The organism is Microcoleus sp. PH2017_28_MFU_U_A (genome assembly GCF_020738035.1).
GTDB lineage: Bacteria > Cyanobacteriota > Cyanobacteriia > Cyanobacteriales > Microcoleaceae > Microcoleus.
In genome coordinates, this window is sequence record NZ_JAEQCX010000048.1 from 1 (window position 1) to 18,829 (window position 18,829).

General features: G+C 48.0%; 15 protein-coding genes. 7 read left to right on the forward strand and 8 right to left on the reverse strand.

Features of this window, described 5'->3' with window-relative positions:
- Window positions 1-248: 248 nt before the first annotated feature.
- The 6 genes from JGK14_RS11815 to pilM all read right to left on the reverse strand — a co-directional run bounded on the left by JGK14_RS11815 (window position 249) and on the right by pilM (window position 9,000).
- On the reverse strand, window positions 249-1,526 hold the full coding sequence (locus JGK14_RS11815) for a pyridoxal phosphate-dependent aminotransferase (protein WP_325315096.1): 1,278 nt from the start codon (window positions 1,524-1,526) through the stop codon (window positions 249-251).
- 15 nt (window positions 1,527-1,541) lie between these two features.
- Window positions 1,542-1,835: an HU family DNA-binding protein gene (locus tag JGK14_RS11820; protein ID WP_293148925.1), complete on the reverse strand. Its 294-nt coding sequence runs from the start codon at window positions 1,833-1,835 to the stop codon at window positions 1,542-1,544.
- Window positions 1,836-2,878: 1,043 nt separating this feature from the next.
- Complete coding sequence (locus JGK14_RS11825; protein WP_325315097.1) at window positions 2,879-5,329, reverse strand: AMIN domain-containing protein; 2,451 nt, start codon at window positions 5,327-5,329, stop codon at window positions 2,879-2,881.
- A gap of 403 nt (window positions 5,330-5,732) precedes the next feature.
- Window positions 5,733-6,533: a pilus assembly protein PilO gene (locus JGK14_RS11830; protein ID WP_293182090.1), complete on the reverse strand. Its 801-nt coding sequence runs from the start codon at window positions 6,531-6,533 to the stop codon at window positions 5,733-5,735.
- Window positions 6,530-7,447 carry a PilN domain-containing protein gene (locus JGK14_RS11835; RefSeq protein ID WP_293182088.1) on the reverse strand — a complete coding sequence of 306 codons (918 nt, stop codon included), beginning with the start codon at window positions 7,445-7,447 and terminating at the stop codon, window positions 6,530-6,532. Before JGK14_RS11835 ends, JGK14_RS11830 begins: the two co-directional genes overlap by 4 nt.
- A gap of 458 nt (window positions 7,448-7,905) precedes the next feature.
- Window positions 7,906-9,000 carry a type IV pilus assembly protein PilM gene (gene pilM / locus JGK14_RS11840; protein WP_293211418.1) on the reverse strand — a complete coding sequence of 365 codons (1,095 nt, stop codon included), beginning with the start codon at window positions 8,998-9,000 and terminating at the stop codon, window positions 7,906-7,908.
- Window positions 9,001-9,070: 70 nt separating this feature from the next.
- Between pilM and JGK14_RS11845 the strand changes: the two genes are divergently transcribed.
- The 3 genes from JGK14_RS11845 (at window position 9,071) to JGK14_RS11855 (ending at window position 11,496) form a co-directional block, all read left to right on the forward strand.
- The gene (locus JGK14_RS11845) at window positions 9,071-9,367 is read left to right on the forward strand and encodes a hypothetical protein (protein ID WP_293182084.1); all 297 of its coding nucleotides are present in this window, start codon (window positions 9,071-9,073) and stop codon (window positions 9,365-9,367) included.
- A gap of 24 nt (window positions 9,368-9,391) precedes the next feature.
- Window positions 9,392-10,675: an ABC transporter substrate-binding protein gene (locus tag JGK14_RS11850; RefSeq protein WP_325315098.1), complete on the forward strand. Its 1,284-nt coding sequence runs from the start codon at window positions 9,392-9,394 to the stop codon at window positions 10,673-10,675.
- Window positions 10,676-11,052: 377 nt separating this feature from the next.
- A complete protein-coding gene (locus JGK14_RS11855) occupies window positions 11,053-11,496 on the forward strand; it encodes a retroviral-like aspartic protease family protein (protein ID WP_293324706.1) in 444 nt (147 codons plus the stop codon).
- Between the two features lie 801 nt (window positions 11,497-12,297).
- Here the strand turns inward: JGK14_RS11855 and JGK14_RS11860 are convergent.
- Both JGK14_RS11860 and JGK14_RS11865 read right to left on the reverse strand, forming a co-directional pair.
- Window positions 12,298-13,428 carry a cupin-like domain-containing protein gene (locus tag JGK14_RS11860; RefSeq protein WP_293218143.1) on the reverse strand — a complete coding sequence of 377 codons (1,131 nt, stop codon included), beginning with the start codon at window positions 13,426-13,428 and terminating at the stop codon, window positions 12,298-12,300.
- Between the two features lie 244 nt (window positions 13,429-13,672).
- Window positions 13,673-14,536, reverse strand: coding sequence for a sugar kinase (locus JGK14_RS11865; protein WP_293218145.1), 864 nt, complete (start codon window positions 14,534-14,536; stop codon window positions 13,673-13,675).
- A gap of 99 nt (window positions 14,537-14,635) precedes the next feature.
- Between JGK14_RS11865 and rsmI the strand changes: the two genes are divergently transcribed.
- The 4 genes from rsmI to uraH all read left to right on the forward strand — a co-directional run bounded on the left by rsmI (window position 14,636) and on the right by uraH (window position 18,573).
- Complete coding sequence (gene rsmI / locus JGK14_RS11870) at window positions 14,636-15,517, forward strand: 16S rRNA (cytidine(1402)-2'-O)-methyltransferase (protein ID WP_325315099.1); 882 nt, start codon at window positions 14,636-14,638, stop codon at window positions 15,515-15,517.
- 84 nt (window positions 15,518-15,601) lie between these two features.
- The gene (locus JGK14_RS11875; protein ID WP_293191541.1) at window positions 15,602-16,822 is read left to right on the forward strand and encodes a glycosyltransferase; all 1,221 of its coding nucleotides are present in this window, start codon (window positions 15,602-15,604) and stop codon (window positions 16,820-16,822) included.
- 174 nt (window positions 16,823-16,996) lie between these two features.
- A complete protein-coding gene (gene hpxO / locus JGK14_RS11880; protein WP_293218151.1) occupies window positions 16,997-18,157 on the forward strand; it encodes an FAD-dependent urate hydroxylase HpxO in 1,161 nt (386 codons plus the stop codon).
- 53 nt (window positions 18,158-18,210) lie between these two features.
- Window positions 18,211-18,573 (forward strand): hydroxyisourate hydrolase, encoded by a 363-nt coding sequence (gene uraH / locus JGK14_RS11885; protein ID WP_293182068.1) that lies wholly within the window; start codon window positions 18,211-18,213, stop codon window positions 18,571-18,573.
- Window positions 18,574-18,829 lie beyond the last annotated feature (256 nt).

The window sequence follows — 18,829 nt, forward strand, 5'->3', positions numbered from 1 at the left end:
GAAAACAACGTAATTTCAACGGCCCACTCTTCAACCCGCGGAGGCGGGTTTTGTCTGTATAGGCGCGAATTCCATTCGCCCGCTCTTCTGGCATTCATTTCACGCCAAAATCAAAGATTATGACGTGAGATGAATTTCCGAGTTAACAGCTAAGGAACGAAAATTTAATAATTTAAACAGCTCCTACAGTCCTCTCTCCTATACTCTGGGAAGTAAAAGGAGGCAGAGCCTGGTAACAAGCAAGTCGATTAAGTTATTAAATTGCCATTCCTAATCACATCGGCAAGTCCAGCAATCAGTCGCAGATTGTCCGCCCGATCGCGCACGGCGACTCGGAAAAATCGATCGCCCAACTCAGGAAAACTCAAACAATCCCGAATCAAAATCCGGTGTTGTTGCAACAGACTTTTTTGAATTGCAGCCACCGACACCGACGACTCAACTAACAAGAAATTAGCGGCCCCAGCCATTGGCCGCAAACCGGGTAAATCAGCCAAACCCTCAAACAGCTCTCGCCGAGCCCCAGGCAGCCAATCCCAAGTTTGCCGCTCAAAAGCAGCATCTCGCACCATAGCAGCAGCAGCCGCCGCAGCCAAGGCATTCACAGGCCAAGGATCGCGCAGCAACTGCCAGCGGCGCAGGATGTCGGGATGGGCGATCGCACATCCCATCCGCAGTCCCGGCAGAGAATAGAATTTGGTGAGCGATCGTAAAATCACCAAATTCGGAAATTCCTCAACTTGAGCGATCGAACTTTGCTGCTCTGCTGGCGGTAGAAAGTCCATAAAGGCCTCATCCACCACCACCATACCCAACTGCTCCAAATAAGGCCGAATCGCCTCCCTACCGAAGAGCAAACCCGTAGGATTGTGAGGGTTGTTTAGCAACAAAGCTCGATCGGCGCCGAGAGCAAGAGGAACCGGGAGAGGGAAAGAAGGAGAGACAAGGGAACCGTTAGAAACCGATAAATCATCGCTTACCAATCCGTTTCCGGTTCCAGCATCCAACGATTTGAGATCCAACCCAGATGTTCCACCATTCTCAATTACTTGTTTGGGAACAGGCAAGATGCCTGTTCCACAAGAAAATTCATCCCTTGTGGAATGGGCATCTTGCCCGTTCTTGACAATGGTGCAAGATGTGAGATCCAAAGGACAATCGAGCACCTGCGCGCCGAAAGCCGAAAGAGCTCGCCAGTAATCGCCAAAAGCCGGAGTCACCAAATAAGTCGCCTCCAGCTTCGACAAATCCCAAGCCGCCCAAGTCAACAATTCCGCCGATCCATTCCCCGGCAAAATCCAATCCGGATCAACATTCAATGCCTCACCCAAAGCAGTCCGGAGCTCTCCATAATCCGGGTCTGGGTAAGCCGTGAGACTGCTCAAATGAGCTTGAATCGCAGCCAGGGCAGACTCAGGAGGGCCCAAAGGACTGATACTGGCAGAAAAATCGAGAATAGCAGAGGGAGGGCAGCCAGCCAATGCGGCTGCCCAAGCTAAATTCCCACCGTGTACAGGTCTAATCAAGACTCAGTTCACCAATTAAATTTTGGGTTCTTTCGGCGGTGCAACTCTGTCCTTAAACAACTTACCTGCGGAAAATGCAGGAACTTTAGTTGCCGGGATTTCCATCTTGTCGCCAGTTTTGGGATTGCGACCCTCCCGGGCCTTGCGTTCCCGCGACTCAAACGAGCCAAAACCGACCAATGTCACCTTGTCGCCGTCGGAGACAGCTTTCATGATTGCTTCCAAGGCTGCACTCAAAACGGCATCTGCCTGTTTTTTCGTGACACTAGCATTTTCGGCCACTACATCAACCAATTCACCTTTGTTCATTCAGAACTCCTTCTGGGATTTGCAAAATACGTTAAACAGAGTTCAACTATTAGCTGTGAGTTGTAACTGTATTGGAGTTTGGGTTGAGAGCGTTTGGGTTATCCCCTATTACTCCAGCCCGCTTCCCCAATTAAGAACTCCTGCTGAATACTAATTACCCTAGGGTAATTGGTCAGAAAAGGAATTTTTGTTTTTAGTTGCTGAAAACCCGACAGCATCTAATTTTCACTGCATTATTCTAAAGTCTTGCCGACCCTTATGGATCGGTGGAACCTTTAATTTATATGGATTCGGACAATTTTTAGAATTAATACCTAAATTTAGGTAAAAAAATACCTCTTTGGAGAGAAGATTTCTTGCCTCCGTGGATTTGAAATTTGAAAATAAGTAAAAATAGCAGGAATAAAATGTCATTTGTCAAGGGTTAAACAAAACTTTTTTTCCTGATTCCTGATTGCTTCTGAGAGAAAGAAGGTGAATTAAAAGGAATAAAGTCTGAATTGTCAAGGGGAAAAGAAATATTTCTTTTCCTCGAACCTCTTCTCTCTTCCCATTCGTGTCACCAATCGCCTAAAAACCTTTGTATCTCTATCTCTCGTTTATAGCCGAGGCCCGATCCCCCTAAATCCCCCTTAAGAAGGGGAGTAGGGGTTGACTTTGAGAAGAATCCTGTCCCTCTCCCCGGATAGTCGTTTGTATCTCTCGTTTATAGCCGAGTCTCGATCCCCCTAAATCCCCCTTAAGAAGGGGAGTAGGGGTTGACTTTGAGAAGAATCCTGTCCCTCTCCCCGGATAGTCGGGGGAGTTGGACGACGCTCTTCTCTCCCGGATAGTCGGGGGAGTTGGACGACGCTCTTCTCTCCCGGATAGTCGGGGGAGTTGGACGACGCTCTTGTCCCCCCCTTGTTAAGGAGGGTTAGGGGGGATCTAGACTCGGCAAATCGTCAGACAGCAGACCGGCACGACTTTTGACCTTAAGTTGACACCTCTTCCTTCATCCCGATGCCCTCTTTGCCCGATGCCCGATGCGCGATGCCCCATGCCTACTGTCTGGGTTGGACGGGCTGACTGCGCTGCAACAGTTGGCGGGCGTCGGGACTGATGTTGTTTTGGTAGCCAAAGTTCGATCGATCGCTATCATCCAAAATCTGGGGAGTCAGCAATACAATCAACTCTGCCCGCTGGTTATCCTTAGTGGTGCTCCTGAACAGCGAACCGATAATCGGCAAATCTCCCAAAATCGGAATCTTGTTTGCTGTAATCCGTTCTTCGTCGCGGATAATCCCCGAAACAATCAAAGTTTGACCGTCCCGCAGGCGAATTAGCCCCGATTGCAACGATCGCTCGCCCAGCAGCGTTATCTGATTGGTGTTCGCGCCCGTGGCCAGATCTCGAGTGGAGCCCGGTGTCCTGATAATCGGGTTCACCCGCAAAGAAACAAAGCCATTATCGTCAACCCGATCGATCGCCACCCCCAACTGCAAACCGGCCTTATCTTTCACTGCCGTCGTGGTTGTGGTACTTGTATTTCCCGTGGTCTGCGTTTGCTGAGTGATGTTAGTAATTATCTCATCAGTAATATTCACATTCGCCGTTTCTCCTTCTTGAACCACCAGAGTTGGATCGGTGAGGATTTTGGCATTCCGGGTTTCAATAGTTGCCTGCAACGCCGACAGGAACCTCCTCGGATATTGCAACAGCGGGAACAGGGCGAAAGTCGCACTGCCACCCGGGCCAGGCTCGTAAGTTTCAACCCCAACTCGTCCGGGGTTACCAGTAATTGCTGTCGGGCGGAGGAACACCCCGCCACTGTTAGGTACGTTGATTAAATTGCCATTCCGATCGTAGGTAGGAGTCCCTGTTAGAGGCACGTTGATTAAATTGCCCCTCTGATCGTAGATAGGCTCCACGGCTCCTATGGGGTTGGGGACGATCGGCGGAGTCGATCGATTGTTGGGATTGTTGACATCACCGACTGTAGCCGGCCGCAAGCCACCAAAATTGAGACTTGCTACTCCGTCCTGATTGACAAAGAAATTGTTATTAATTCCGAAAGAGAAACTGCTGCTACTTCTGTTGTTTCCCAGCAAGTTGACATCGATCACCTTGACGTTGACAGCCACTTGACGGCGGCGCAAATCTAGCTGAGTCAAGAAAGCTACCGCAACATCAACTTTGCGCGGATCGCCCACCAAAGTGATCGAATTGAGCCTCGCATCCGCCAGCACCGACAGTCCCCTCAGCAAGAGCGGCCCGTTGCCATCCTTGGCACCAATTGCCTTAATGTCCGGTTCCCGAATTTCCACATCCCGCGCCGTATTTCCCTGGCCCACGGTTTGAATAGTCACCCGAGTAATCGGGAGTTGAGTTTCCGCACCTTGAGCGCTCAAAAAGTTAGCTGCATCCGTAGATCTGACTTGATTGAGTCGCAGCGTCCGAACGATAATATTGCGCGAGTCCAGAGGCAAATTAGAACCGACAAAAATCGTGCGCCCGACGCGGTTGGCTTGCAGCCCGCTGATCCGCAGCACGTAGTTGAAAACATCTTGCACCGACTCATTTTCGATGTCCAAGGAAATCTTCGGCCCTTCATCAGATGCTCCTGCTGCTCCCGGTGCGGCCGCCGGAGCGGCTTGGCCTGGTTGGCCGGGGGCCCCGCCGCCTGTAAAAGCAATGTTCAATCCCGCAGCCCTGGCCAGCAGAGCTAAAACGTCGCGGACTGGGGCATCGCGCAGCACCAAACGGGGGATGCGTTCTGCGGAACTCAGTTCAATACTTGCCCCAGCCGGCGCGATGTTAGATACCGCGATATCTCCCAAGGGCGGCGCTACAGCCCGCGGCTGGAAAGACGGAGCTTGATTGTTCTGAGATTGTATTTCGCTGGGGAGGGGCGGGCGATCGTTCCTAGTAATAGTAACTTCGGGATTTTGCAGCATCACGCCCGGGGTTTGCGACGTGCGGACGGGGGCCGGCCGGGAAGTTGTTGGGCTCAGCGGCAGTCCTGGAGGTGGCGGAGGTACATTTTGGGCTTGGTTTAGCGAGGGCAATGCAGCCTGTGTTGCTGGGGCAGACTGCGCTGTCCCGCCCTGTCCGGCAACGGTGAGGACGATGCTTTGGCCTTGTCCGGGCACAAATTGTCCGTTGGGAATTCCGTTGGTTCCTGCCACTACAACGCGGATGCTGTTAGCTTCTAGCTGGGTGATTTCTACTGAGGAAATGCCCGGAGCTGGGTTATCTTGCCGGAAGCTGTTGCCTTGGCGCAGGCGGAGCTGGGTGTTGGTAATCGTGGCTTGGTAGGTATTGCCGCTGTTGATGCCAAAAACTTGCGGGCGATCGCCCTTTTCGGTAGCTAGGACAATATTTACGCCATTATTAGCTTGACTTACTTGCACTCCTGTGACTTTAGTCGGCGCTGCCGAGACTGGCGCTTGGGCGAGCATAACTCCGGCAACGCTGCTCAAGAGTCCTCCACTTAACCGTAGATGCTGTTTCACGTTCTCTCCTCTACACTTTATTATTTATGGGCATGGGGCATGGGGCATGGGGCATGGGGCATGGGGCATGGGGCATGGGGCATGGGGCATAGGTTATTGGTTATTAGTTATTGGTTATTGGTTATTGGTGAGGGCCTACTAATGTCCAATGCCCAATGCCCCATGCCCTGGGAAGGCCGATGCCCACGGAGCCCTATGGGCACATCATCTTACTGAAACGAAGGCTATATCTTCTCGATTCGAGCCTGTGTTTGAAGGAAGAAGTTAGAATGAATTCGGCAAAAAGCCTAATTTTAGATTGCCATATATTTTTGTTCGCGGCATTCATATTTTGGCGTTCTATCTTCTACCTCCTGCTGAAAAAGCAACTTTCAAAAAAGAGCTAATATCAGCAATAATACGGCTACTTAGCAGCAGGACTTGGAGCCGGAGTTGGCAGTTTTTCTTCTTGCTTTAACGGCAGCAGCGCGTGCAAGTCAAAAGCCGTTTTAATTTTAGTTTGTGGCTGCTCCACAGGGACTATTCTTCCCTTCAAAAAATCTATTTGCATAGACTGAGTTGATGTTAGCAATTCAGATTTCAAATTCCTCACTACCAACAGCGACTGCATCAACTCCAAGTTACGCATGAAATTGCGGGTTTGAGCGAAACTGCCTTCAAACTCTACCTTATATTTTTTGCGTCTGAGCTTGCCAGCCAGGGACGGCCCGAAGGACGTATCGCTGAGAATATCAGGGTCGGGAGCTCCCGGCACGGGTGCTGGTGCTCCTGCTGGCGGGACATCCGGCTCAAATTTGGTAATTTTAGCCTTGAGGTCGTCCCCTTGCACGCCGGCGTTGATGCGATTAACCAGTTGGTTCATGTCAAGCAGCAGCGTGTTAGATCCTGCGTCGCTAGCAAACATTGCCGTCACGTTGGCCCGGCGCTGTTTGGCTTCTTCTTGCTTTGCTTGTGCTTCTGACTTTTTGAGAATTAGAGTTTGCAATTCGACTTGCGTTTTCTTGCTGGCGGCAATTTTTTGTTTAATTTCGTCGCTTTTTTGGAATTCCGGGAGTACGAACTGGGAGCCGACGTAGCCGGCTATTCCGAGGCCGAGAACCGCGATGCCTATTGCTTGGACTTGGGGTGTCAGCTTAATGCCAAATATTTCCTGAGTCCCTGCTTCTTCTGCTTGTGCCCCGCTGGGAATAAACTCTGCTGTCATGGTTTTTTCACCTCTGTTTTTTCTGGTTCTAGCACTCCTTTTTCTTGAAGTGTTTCTATCCGTATTGCTAGCCCGTCTGCTTGCTTGCTCCGCAGCTCGGGGAGCAACTCGGAGGCGCCAGTCGGGCTGAGCGTTGTTTCAATTTTATATTCCACCACCGGCCGCAGTTTGGGAAGTTCTGCTGCTGCTGCGTTTGGGTTCCGCACTTGTAATTGCGTGGGGTTGCTTTTTAATGTGGCCGCTACCAGTTTGGTATCGGTGTTGAGGAAGAAAGGAGAGCGCTGGACTAGAAGCATAAAGTCGTTAACTTGAGCAAAGGTACTGGCTATCCCTGAAATTTGTACTTTTGCCGCCTGTGGCGGGGCGACTGGGATAGGAGCAGCCACCGGGGTGGGGCTGGCTGGGGATGGACTCGCGCCGGGGGATGGACTCGCGCCGGGGGATGCGGCGGGAGTTGCCGCGGGCGGAGGGGGTGCTGCTGCAACGGGGGCGGGACTGGGGTCGATTTGCTCGATTTTGGCAATTTGCAGTCCGGCGGGAGTGCGGGCACTCAGGTCTTGCAGCATCGCCGACCAAGGTTTAATTTGGTCGAATACTCCGGCTAATGCTTTGTATTCGGCGGTAACTTTGTCGGTTTCGGCGTTGATGGCTTTGATGGCGTTGGCTTGAGTGCTTAACCTTGCCAGTTCTTGTTCGATGTTTGCTTGTTCTGTAGCCAAGCTGCTATTTTGGCTGGTCGCCCACCACCAGGCGCCCATGACGGCGGCATTGAGACCCAAGGCAAACAGCCCCGCCCCAATTAGGGGCAGTTGGTCTTTGGCTCCCCCGGAACTTCTTCTAGCTGAGCTTTTGGCTGCTGTGACTGGTTTGTAGTCGGGGCGATCGTTGAGAAAATTAATATCTAGGCTGTACATGGCTTCACTGGATTTTATAGCAGAAGGAAGAAGGAAGAAGGAAGAAGGAAGAAGGAAGAAGGAAGAAGGAAGAAGGCATGAAAGGCTTGGCTCAAGGTAAAAAGAAGGAAGAAGGAAGAAGGAGGAAATCCTGTGGAAGGTGCAATCTGCCGCATGGTTTGAGCAATTAAGAACGTCCCAACCGTCTTGGCTGTTGCTATAGATTTTAATTTGAAATTTTAGATTTTAGACAGAGCGCCAGATTGCCGGTATAAGTGAAGGATTTATTTAGGGAAGAAAGAAACAACTTTCTGCCTTCTACTGAAGGAAGTGGTTGCTTCTACCTCCGATATTCTACCTTTTACCTTTTACCTTTTACCTCCAATATTCTACCTTCTGTATCAGGGGGCTTCTTTTTGCGGAAGAAGCTTTTTCCTAAAATTCTCAAATCTGTTTTTCTATTATCTAAAACTCTTAGGTCACATTACCTCCCTGAGTCCTAAACCTAAGGCTACTCCTAAGCCTGCTCGCTGTTCTGGGCTAATTTCTTCGCTGATTTCGAGTCCTAGGGTTTCGATTGGGTCTACTTGAGATGCCGGCAAGCTTAATCTTTGCATGAAAAATTCGTCGAGTTTGCCGATCGCAGCTCCTGGCCCTGCTAGCAACAGTTGCGCTACTTCGAGTTCTTCGCTCTGGTTGAGGTAAAAGTCTACTGAACGGCGCAGTTCGTCTGCTAGTTCTCCCAATACTTTAATCATCGCATTGGTGCCGGGATTGGTGTCTCCCGATGCGCCCATTGTGTCTGTGACTGGTAGGGTCATGCCTTGCAGTTCGCTGGTGTCTCTGGTGGGAGGCAGGTTCATGGCTTGGTTGAGGGCGGTCTGGATTTGGTAGGTGCCGATCGGGATAGTACGGTTAAATTGCGGTATGCCGTCCACTACTATAGCTAACTCGGTACTGTCAAATTCTATGTCTGTGAGGACTGCTGCTTCTTGGGATGAAAATTGTTGGAGTTGGTCTTTGAGGGTGCGGATCAGGGCAAAGCTGGTTACTTCTAGCACGTCTATAATCAGTCCGGCTTCTTTGAAGGTTTCGATGTAGGTATCGGTAACTTCTCTGCGGGTTGCGACTAATACCACTTGCACTTTTTCTACGCCGTCGTCATCTACAAATAGGCCTATTTTTTGATAGTCTACGTCGGCGTCTTCTCTGGGAAACGGTAAGTACAGCCCTGCTTCTGCGTTCATGTAATCCCGGAGTTCTTCTTCGTTGAGTTCTGCGGGAACTGGAATTAGCCTGATCACGGCTTCGCGGCCGGGAATGGCTGTGGCTACTTTCTTGGCTTTGATTTTGTTTTCGGCGAGGAGGGCACGTATTAGTTCTGCCATTCCCGGCGGATCGACTATTTGCCCTTCTTGTATGATGTCTTCTGGTACTTCCATTGAGGCTAGGAGACCCAATTTTAATGCCTGAGCTTTCTTTTCGATCTGAATGATGTTGATGCGATCTGGGGCTATTTCGATCCCGATTCCAGGCTGGCGTGGGGAAAGTAGACCTTTGAAAAAGTTAACCATAGGATTGGGTCGTCGGTAATTGGTATTTTTTTATGTTGTACGCTTGCCAGCCTGATTGGGCCGTTGGCTGTTGGAAGATTGGTTTCCAACTCCCGCCGATACTGCGATCGCTGCGATCTCGGTATCCCGCCTGATTCTGCGCTGCACAGTCTTTGTGGCGCGATCGCCAGTTTCGATTTTATGCTATCCAATTTACTTGACAATAGCTATTCTGTTGCGAATGTCAACAAATTTAAACTCGATCGACCGAAAACCTGCCGGTTATGCAGCAAAACCGACTCTCTCCCTCCCGGGCCCGCACACAAAACTCTGGCGCTTGAGCCCAGGAGGGCTTTGGGAGGGCGATGCTTGTTTTCTCCTTAGCTAACCTTGAATCTCAAAATTTATTTCTATGAAACGTAAATCTTGGCAACTGTTCGCTGTGTTTGGGCTGGTGGGGCTGCTGCTGGCTGCGGTGGTAAGTTGCAGCAAGCCGGCTGTTAATTCCCAGACCAAGAATGCGGACGCGATCGAGTTTTGGACTATGCAACTGCAACCTCAGTTTACTGAGTATTTCAACAAGACGATCGCCGGTTTTGAAGCGGAAAATCCGGGAGTGAAGGTGCGCTGGGTGGACGTGCCTTGGTCGGCGATGGAAAGCAAGATTTTGGGGGCTGTGTCGGCGAAAACTGCGCCGGATGTGGTGAACCTAAATCCTGATTTTGCTTCGTTGTTGGCTGGGCGCAATGCTTGGCTGGATTTGGACTCGCGGATTTCGCAGCAAGTGCGATCGAGCTATCTGCCAAATATCTGGAAAGCTAGTGTACTCGACGGCAAGACTTTTGGCATTCCTTGGTATCTTACAACTCCGGTAACTATTTACAATACGGATTTGTTTAAAAAAGCTGGAATTACCAAGCCTCCGGCTACCTATGCCGAGTTGGCAACTGTTGCAAAACAGGTAAAAGAGAAAACTGGTAAGTTTGCTTTTTTTGCGACTTTTGTACCGGAGGATTCGGCGGAAGTGTTGCAATCTTTCGTGCAGATGGGTGTGCCTTTGGTGGACGCTCAAGGTAAGGCTGCTTTTAATACAGCTAAGGGCAAAGCTGTTTTTCAGTATTGGGTTGATTTGTACAAGGGCGGGCTGTTACCGCAGGATGTTTTGGTGCAGGGACACCGCAGGGCGATCGAGCTTTATCAAGCTGGAGAAACTGCTTTGTTGGGTTCCGGGCCTCAGTTTTTAAAGGCGATCGCCGAAAATGCTCCGAGTATTGGTGCTGTTTCAACTGCTGCGCCTCAAATTACCGGAGAAACTGGCAAGAAAACTGTGGCAGTAATGAATTTAGTTATCCCTCGCGATAGCAAGCGGCCTGATGATGCTGTCAAGTTTGCTTTGTACGTAACTAATTCTCAAAATCAGTTAGCTTTTGCCAAGGCTGCTAATGTTTTGCCTTCCACGGTTGAGACTTTGCAGGACGGTTATTTTAAGAGCGTTCCGGCCGATGCTGCTTCGAGCGATCGAGCTAGGATTATCAGCGCTTCTGGGTTGGACAAAGCCGAGTTGTTGATTCCGCCTCTCAAGGATGTTAAGAAGTTGCAAAAGGCAATTTATGACAATTTGCAAGCAGCAATGTTAGGCGAAAAACCAGTAGAGCAAGCTGTCACTGATGCGGCGGCGGCTTGGAATCAAAGGTAGTTTTTTATTAAAGCTGGGGCAACTTTTTTTTTAGTTCGCCCCTTGCTTTTTTTTGCAACTTGACATATCATTAAATAATGGAAATCCGTGCCGCCATATATATACGTAAATATCAGCATTAAAATTATTATCCTAGGTTCGTAGTGAGGACTTTAGTCCTTCTTTAGTACAACTAATATTATCGTTTCCGGTTGTATGGTCAGGTGATTTAACCGCAGAGAACACAGAGGACACAGAGAGAGAAAATAGAGATCTGAATGCAAGACGATGGTATCGGATTTGATATAGATTGCTCACGAGAAACCCGTGCGATCGCCAGTGCATATAAGTTATAATTAAACTAGGTAATAACTCCGACGCTACCGCAGGAGGCAACTATGCAAATTCAAAGCAAGAATCAAATGGGAAAAGTTTTTGCCACTCTGACAATCATTAATCGAGCCGACCAAATTCGGGCAGAAGATGGGACGATTCTAGAAGACCAAATTCGGTCGATCGTCCTCAAAAACGTATTGGTGGACACAGGGGCTACTACCTTGTGTCTGCCAAAAGAGGCGATCGCCAAACTGGGACTAAAACTCCTCAAAGAAGTAGACGTAGCAACAGCAATGGGTATTGGCAAAGCCCGCATTTTTCAAGATGCTAAAATATCAATGTTTGACCGGGAAGGCACTTTCGAGTGCTTGGAGTTACCGGGAGGTAATGATGCACTTTTGGGTGTCATACCTTTAGAATCATTGGGATTGGAAATAGACTTGCAAAATCAAATCTTGAAACCTTTACCCATCAGTCCGACTGAAACCTATTTGACGATTTTGTAGCGCTAACCCCCATTTTTGAGACGGTTGTGCGTTGACAAGTGCGATCGTTTTTCTCGATTCAGCAATATTGTAGCGTTCGTCAGCGAGGGCCCTAATTTTCAGGTGGGGAATCAGAAGTGGCTGATGCACCCTACTATTTTATGAAAACTAATATTATCGTTTCCGGTTGTATGGGAATAATTTAACCACAGAGAACACAGAGGACACAGAGGGAGAGAATAGAGATCTGAATGCAGGTTATGACAATTTGCAAGCGGCAATGTTAGGTGAAAAACCAGTAGAGGAAGCTGTCACTGATGCGGCGGCGGCTTGGAATCAAAGGTAGTTTTTTATTAAAGCTGGGGCAACTTTTTTTTTAGTTCGCCTCTTGCTTTTTTTTGCAACTTGACATATCATTAAATAATGGAAATCCGTGCCGCCATATATATAGGTCAATATCGGCATTAAAACTATTATCCTAGGTTCGTAGTGAGGACTTTAGTCCTTCTTTAGTAAAAGTAATATTATCGTTTCGAGTTGTATGGGAATAATTTAACCGCAGAGAACACAGAGGACACAGAGAGAGAATAGAGATTTGAATGGAGGACAATGGTATCGGCTGAATAAGTAGGGCTAGAAGTTATTCTAGTTGCCAAGGCAAGCCCAAGGAATGAAGAGAAGACTTTAGTTGGTGCATTTGGCTTTTGGGGTTTTCAAGTCCCAAAAGCCTTTCGACTCAATTTTTCTATCGCCCCCTGTTGACTTGTCAAGACAGTACCTACAGGCTTTTGGGATTGTTTTTGTGAAGCGAGCCCCAACCGACTACCAATTAATATGAGGATATTTCCATTCGTAATAATTGGGAAACACAAAATTAGTAAACGAAACCGAAATACTCACATCCAGGGATTTTACGTGATGCCACCAACCCACAGGAATAAAAATAACTTCTCCCGGTTCCAAAATCACCTCAATGATTTTCGCCTCTCTGTAAAGCGGATACTTTTCGTAGTCAGGATTTTCGCCGTCAACTTTGCTGAAAACTCCGACATGATTGTAAAGTAGAGGTGTTTGCTGCGGACAAATCAACTTAATTAATTTGCGTCCCGATACCTGTGCTAAAACTAAGTTAACCGGGTCGTGGTGTAGCGGTGTAATTGTACCTTTCGGGCCAAACCAAAAGAAAATTCTGCCTTTGGTATCGTCGGGAGTCAGATATTCTGGGAAAATTTCAAAGTCGTTGAATAGCGGTTTAAATTCTTCTCTTTCCAGAGTTTGGTTGTTAGCAACCATGTAGCAGTCGTTGCTAGGGCCGCCGTTGACGACCATATCTATATATTCGCGGAACTGAACGGTTTTTTTGTGGTTGTGTATCTTAATTTCGTAATCCGGATCGGAATTGCGGTTGGCTTGAATTTCCACCTCTGCATCGCCGTATTTTTCCTGCAAATACTCTGGCGTCCACAACTGTAAGGCTTTCCAGTTGTGCATGATGTTGGTAATAATTACCGGAGTGTTTTTGGCGTAGTAATTTTCGAGAAAATACTCTCTAGAAAGACTGCTTTTCCGTTCGATTGTGCCAAACTTGGAAGAGAGGGCTGCTAATTGATTGTTGATGGTTAGTTGCGATTCCAGTTTCTGCAATAACTGCACGTAATGGCTGCCTGCTTGGAAGTACGGATGAGAGGATATTTTGGTAACTTCTGCGGTTGCTGTTTCGGCATCAACGCCTGTATTTATTAGGCCTTGAATGATGTCTGCATCTGGTAAATTTAATAGTTTGTTAGCCGCCACCCACTGTTTCAGGTTGTCGGGGACTTCTGGCTTGCTTGGCGCTGCTGCGAGTAGATTGGGCAAGTTTTGTGTCAGCCATTCTAGATTAACCTGTTGTTCTTCTGTGAGGGTAATCCGCAAAGGAGGAAGTGTGATGGTTAGGGGTTGGGTGTCAGGCATGATTGGAGTGTTTTGTTTTGGGGTGGTTTTGTTTTGCTTGAAGTTGCTTAACTAATATAGCAATCTGGTTGGATTTGTGATTTTTTTTTACGAACCGCGAAGACGCAAAGGGCGCGAAGGAAGAGAGGAGAGGAGTTGAAAAGTTTTGAAATGGTTGCTATAACTATTTTAGCTTAATGAGTGTTGGCTGTTTGAGTTTTCTGGGTGCGATCGCTTTTGTCCGGATTTTTTTGTTAATTTTAAGTTAAGGTTGCAGATTTTTTATCCATTGGCGGGTTCCGAAATATTTGCAGGAATCGGAAGCTGTCTTCGCTGCGGCGCTTAGGGCGTTTGTAAAGTTTTTTTGTAAAATGTAGTGACAGAAAGCGCCGTGAAAGATGTCGCCGGCGCCTAATGTGTCTGCGGCTTGTATTTGGGGCACTTCTACACTACCAAAACTGCCTTTGCACAAGTATTGGATTGGTTTTTCGCCGCGTGTGATGGCAATGTTGGGTATTCCGGCTGCTGAGAGATAAGCAAAGACTTGTTCGGAATTGTGACAGTCGGGCGGATGAAAGTTATCCGAACACACAGCCCATTCAACGAAGGGCAATATTTTTTCTAATCCGGGTTTCCAACTGCCGCCATCGAGGACGATTGGAATGTTTTTTGATTGGGCGAGTTGAGCAATTTCTTGGCTGGCTGGGATTTGATGTCCGTCAAACAGTATGATATTAACTGATGTTAAAATATCTCGGTTAATTGCTTGGCTGTCAACCTGGGATTTAGTAGCATTCACTGAGATTACTGCCCGATCGCCCGTTTGTTCAGTTACGATAATCGAAGAGACTGGCGGAGAGTGCGATCGCCCTGGCTGCAAATCCATTATCCTGACATTGTACTCTGCTAAGTCTGCACGGATTAATTGGGCGATCGCGTGAGTACCCAAAACTCCCGCCAACACCGCCGCATTCCCCAAACCGCTAAAAGCCACCGCAGCATTTGTCGCCGGCCCGCCCGCAGCAATGGTAGAATCAACAGCAACAACTTTCTGATTTTCCCCCGGAGGCTTGGAGGCTAAATAAATTAAATCCAAAGTCGCCAATCCCAAAAACAATCCAGTCTTCATAATCTGTCTGATATTTTTTCTTGTGATATTGGTTCTTAAATCTGTGGCATGGGCGTCCCGCCCGTGTTATATCTGCGGTTAAAAATAAAAAACATCAAAATGCAGCCAAATCCCAATACAGGAACACTGTACATTGTCGGAACGCCGATCGGCAATCTGGAAGATATGACATATCGCGCCATCCGAATTTTGCAAGCAGCAGACTTCATCGCCGCCGAAGACACGCGCCACACAGGCAAACTTTTACACCACTTTCAAATCAAAACGCCCCAAATCAGCTATCACGAACACAACCAACAGCAACGACTCCCGGAATTAATCGATAAACTGCTGTTAGGAAAAAGTATCGCCCTCGTCACCGACGCCGGAATGCCGGGAATTTCTGACCCCGGATACGAATTAGTCAAAGCCTGCGCCGATGCCAATATTAACATTATTCCGATTCCCGGCCCCAGCGCTTGTATAGTTGGGATAAGTGCATCGGGATTACCTACAGACAGATTTGTGTTTGAAGGATTTTTACCCACCAAAGGTCAAGAACGCCAGCGGAGTTTAGAAAGTTTGCAAATAGAATCGCGCACTATTATCTTATACGAATCTCCGCACCGATTGCGGCAAACTTTACAAGATTTAGCAAACACCTTGGGAAGCGACAGACAGATTGTACTGGCGCGGGAGTTGACTAAAATGCACGAAGAATTTTGGCGCGGTAGTATGGAAAGTGCGATCGAACTTTACACCACACGCGAACCCCAGGGAGAATTTACTCTAATAATTGGCGGGCTGCAAACAGACGCACCAATTTTCTCAGAAGACGCCATCAAAGCCGAACTGCAAACATTAATCGCAGAAGGCATAAGTCGTTCTCAAGCCAGCCGCCAGCTAGCCCAACAAACAAACATCCCCCGCCGCCAAATCTACCAACTAGCCCTCACAATTGGCGACAACGAATCACCAGAACAACCTTTAGAAGACTTGTGAATAACTCTCTCTTCTCCTTCTCTGCGCCCTCTGCGCCCTCTGCGGTTAAATAAAAAAAGCTAAATAATCACACTAATAAAATCTATGGTACGCGGAAACTACGATCGCCAAAAACCCTATTTACGCAACCCCCACATCAACAAACCAATCGCCGAAATCTATGCAGACTTAGACGCCTTTAGCTGGGAGATATTTGAAGACCAACCCCACCGCTTCGATACAGTCAGTTTCTACGTCTTGCTTCCCCCGCTGTTTTACGAAGGAAAATTCATCAAAGGGATTTACTTCAGCGAAGGAGTCGAACTGATAAACAAACTATTTCCCCAACTTTCCTCAGTATTTCATTCCTTCACCTATTCCCCCGGAACCTCCTACTCCTGGGCACCCGTAGCCGACGCCTACTCCAGTTTATACAAAAACCCGCAGCGAGCCAAGTGGTTTCGCGAAACATATCCCGATCGCGCCAACAAACCAATCATACCACTGCAAGACACCGACTTCATCAACGAATACTTAATTTCCCCTCGCAACGTCCCCGCCAAAGACATCGACCTCCTCGCCGTCGCCCGATTTTCCGAAGAAAAGAACTTGCCGATGATTGCCAAAGCCTTAAAAATTTATCGGCAAAAGTATCCGCAAAAACTCATAAAATTAACAGTTGTCAGCGGTCACGACTTTGATGTTAATAACTTGAAAACTCTCGACGAGAACGCCTTAAAAGAATTGCACGAAGTTGAAACAATTTTAGGAAATACCTCCGACTACATCAACTTACTGCCGCGAGTTGACTACTATCAAGAAATCCCTAACTATTATTCGCGGGCACAAGCATTCGTCCTGGGTTCCCTTCTCGAAGGCAAAAACCGGGGAATTACCGAAGCCATGAGTTGCAACGTACCAGTAATTTGTTTTGAAGAATTCAACCAATACGCCCGAGGAAACTCGCCCGTTTTCCCGGAAGGTGCGGGTCTTTATTCCAAATTTGACGCGGAATCCTTAGCGGATACGATTCATACAGTATTGCAAAATCAAACTGAATTCAAACCGCGATATCAGTATTTAAAGCATTGCGGTCGCAAGAACTTTTTTAATACTTGCCTTGACAGTTTTCCCTACTACCAGCATAACATTCCCGACTACAAAACGGGAGCGGGATTTAAGAATTTGTGGCTGGATTTGGCCGTGCAGCAAAATTATCAAGTCAGCTTGGATAGTTTTTTGTATGGAGGTTCTCCGCTATCTCACATTCGCGGGACAAATGCGATCGGGCAAAATCTCGGTGAATTAACCAAGTTTTTAGGCTAATTCCCAATTAATTATGTAGGGTGCGTCAGTTGGGTTTGTTTGATGATAATCGAGTAAATTAAATCTGACTCACCGACTTAAGATGTAATTCTTGATACTAAAATCTAAAATCTAAAATCTAAAATCTAAAATCTAAAATAGTATTAGGATGTCACTCAGCAGGAGAAACACAGAATGCACGACTTAAAAGTTGTCATTATCGGTGCCGGAATTGGTGGCTTAACTGCCGGTATCGCCCTCCAACAAGCAGGTTATGAAGTTGCAATTTACGATCGCGTAAAAGAACTGCGTCCAGCAGGCGCTGGTATCTCCATGTGGTCGAACGGCGTCAAAGTTCTCAACCGCCTTGGTTTAGGCGCAAATATGGCGCAAATTGGCGGAAAAATGGAGCGCATGGAATACCGCACCAAAATCGGTCAACTGCTAAATGACATCGATTTAATGCCGCTAATTCAACAAGTCGGTCAGCGTCCTTATCCGGTGGCGCGCCGTGACTTACAACAAATGTTATTAGCAGCTTTTAAGGGAGAAGTCAAGCTCGATCGCAAATGTATTGCCGTGGAAGAAGACGCAACCGGAGTAACTGCAATTTTTGAGAACGGAGACAAGGCGCGCGGCGATTTGCTGGTGGCTGCTGACGGCGTTCGCTCAATTTTGCGAACCTATGTATTGGGCTGCGAAGTACAGCCGAAATACGGCGGTTATATCAATTGGAACGGGCTAGTAGCGGCGGATGAAGCACTAGCGCCGCCAAATACTTGGGCGATTTATGTCGGTGACTGGAAGCGCGCCTCATTGATGCCCGTAGCGGGCGATCGCTTTTACTTTTTCTTTGATGTTCCGTTACCCACGGGAACTCCCGCCAATCCCGACAATTACAAAGCCGAACTTAAAGAACATTTTGCAGGTTGGGCCGAACCAGTGCAATTGTTGATAGAAAGATTAGATCCCAATACAGTCGCCCGCCCGGAAATTCACGACGTAGGCCCGATCGACTCCTACGTTCGCGGTAGAGTTGCTTTGCTGGGAGATTCCGCCCACGCTACCTGCCCGGATTTGGGCCAGGGAGGCTGTCAAGCCATGGAAGATGGACTCGTACTCAGCAACTACCTTTCGACTACGAATTTAGGGGTAGAATACGCGCTCAAACGCTACGAAACTGAGCGCAAGCAGCGGGCGAATGCAGTTGTCGAAAAAGCGCGCCAGCGTGCCGAACAAATTCACGGCAAAGATCCGCAGGTGACACAACTTTGGTACGAACAACTGGCTAAGGAACAGCCAAGTGATGTCACAGATGCGATCGCCAAAGTCATCATGGCAGGGCCCCTACACTAGCACAATCTTCTAGCGGGAAAATCAATCAAAAATTAGCATTTAACCTTACAATAATGTCAGGCAAACTTACTACTCACGTTCTCGACACAGCCCGCGGCTGTCCGGCGGCAAATATGTCGATCGCCCTGCAATCAATTGACCCCAACTCCGGCGCCAAAATCCTGCTAAAAACTGTAACAACTAATGCTGACGGCCGCACCGCTGCTCCGCTACTATCAGAAAACGAGTTCAAACCGGGAATTTATGAATTAGTCTTTGCTGTTGGCGAATACTTCGCGCAGTCCGCCGAAAATTTGCCCGATCCGCCTTTTTTAAACAGCGTTCCAATTCAGTTCGGCATCGCCGACCCAAGCTCACACTATCACGTACCGCTGTTAGTTTCGCCTTGGTCGTACAGCACCTATCGCGGTAGTTGATTAAACAGTTGACAGTTGACAGTTGACAGTTGACAGTTGACAGTTGACAGTTGACAGTTGACAGTTGACAGTTGAGGGCGCAGTGTTTATCGCGGTAGGGTGCATCGCCCATAGCAGTTCTCAAGAAAGTGAGGTACCCTCTCAAGCTATTACCAATTACCAATTACCAATTTGTCAACTGTACCTCATCTATCTGAGAAAGGCTATATATTTGTAAATATCCAAAATTGTTGGAGCGACGCACCATGCTTTAACT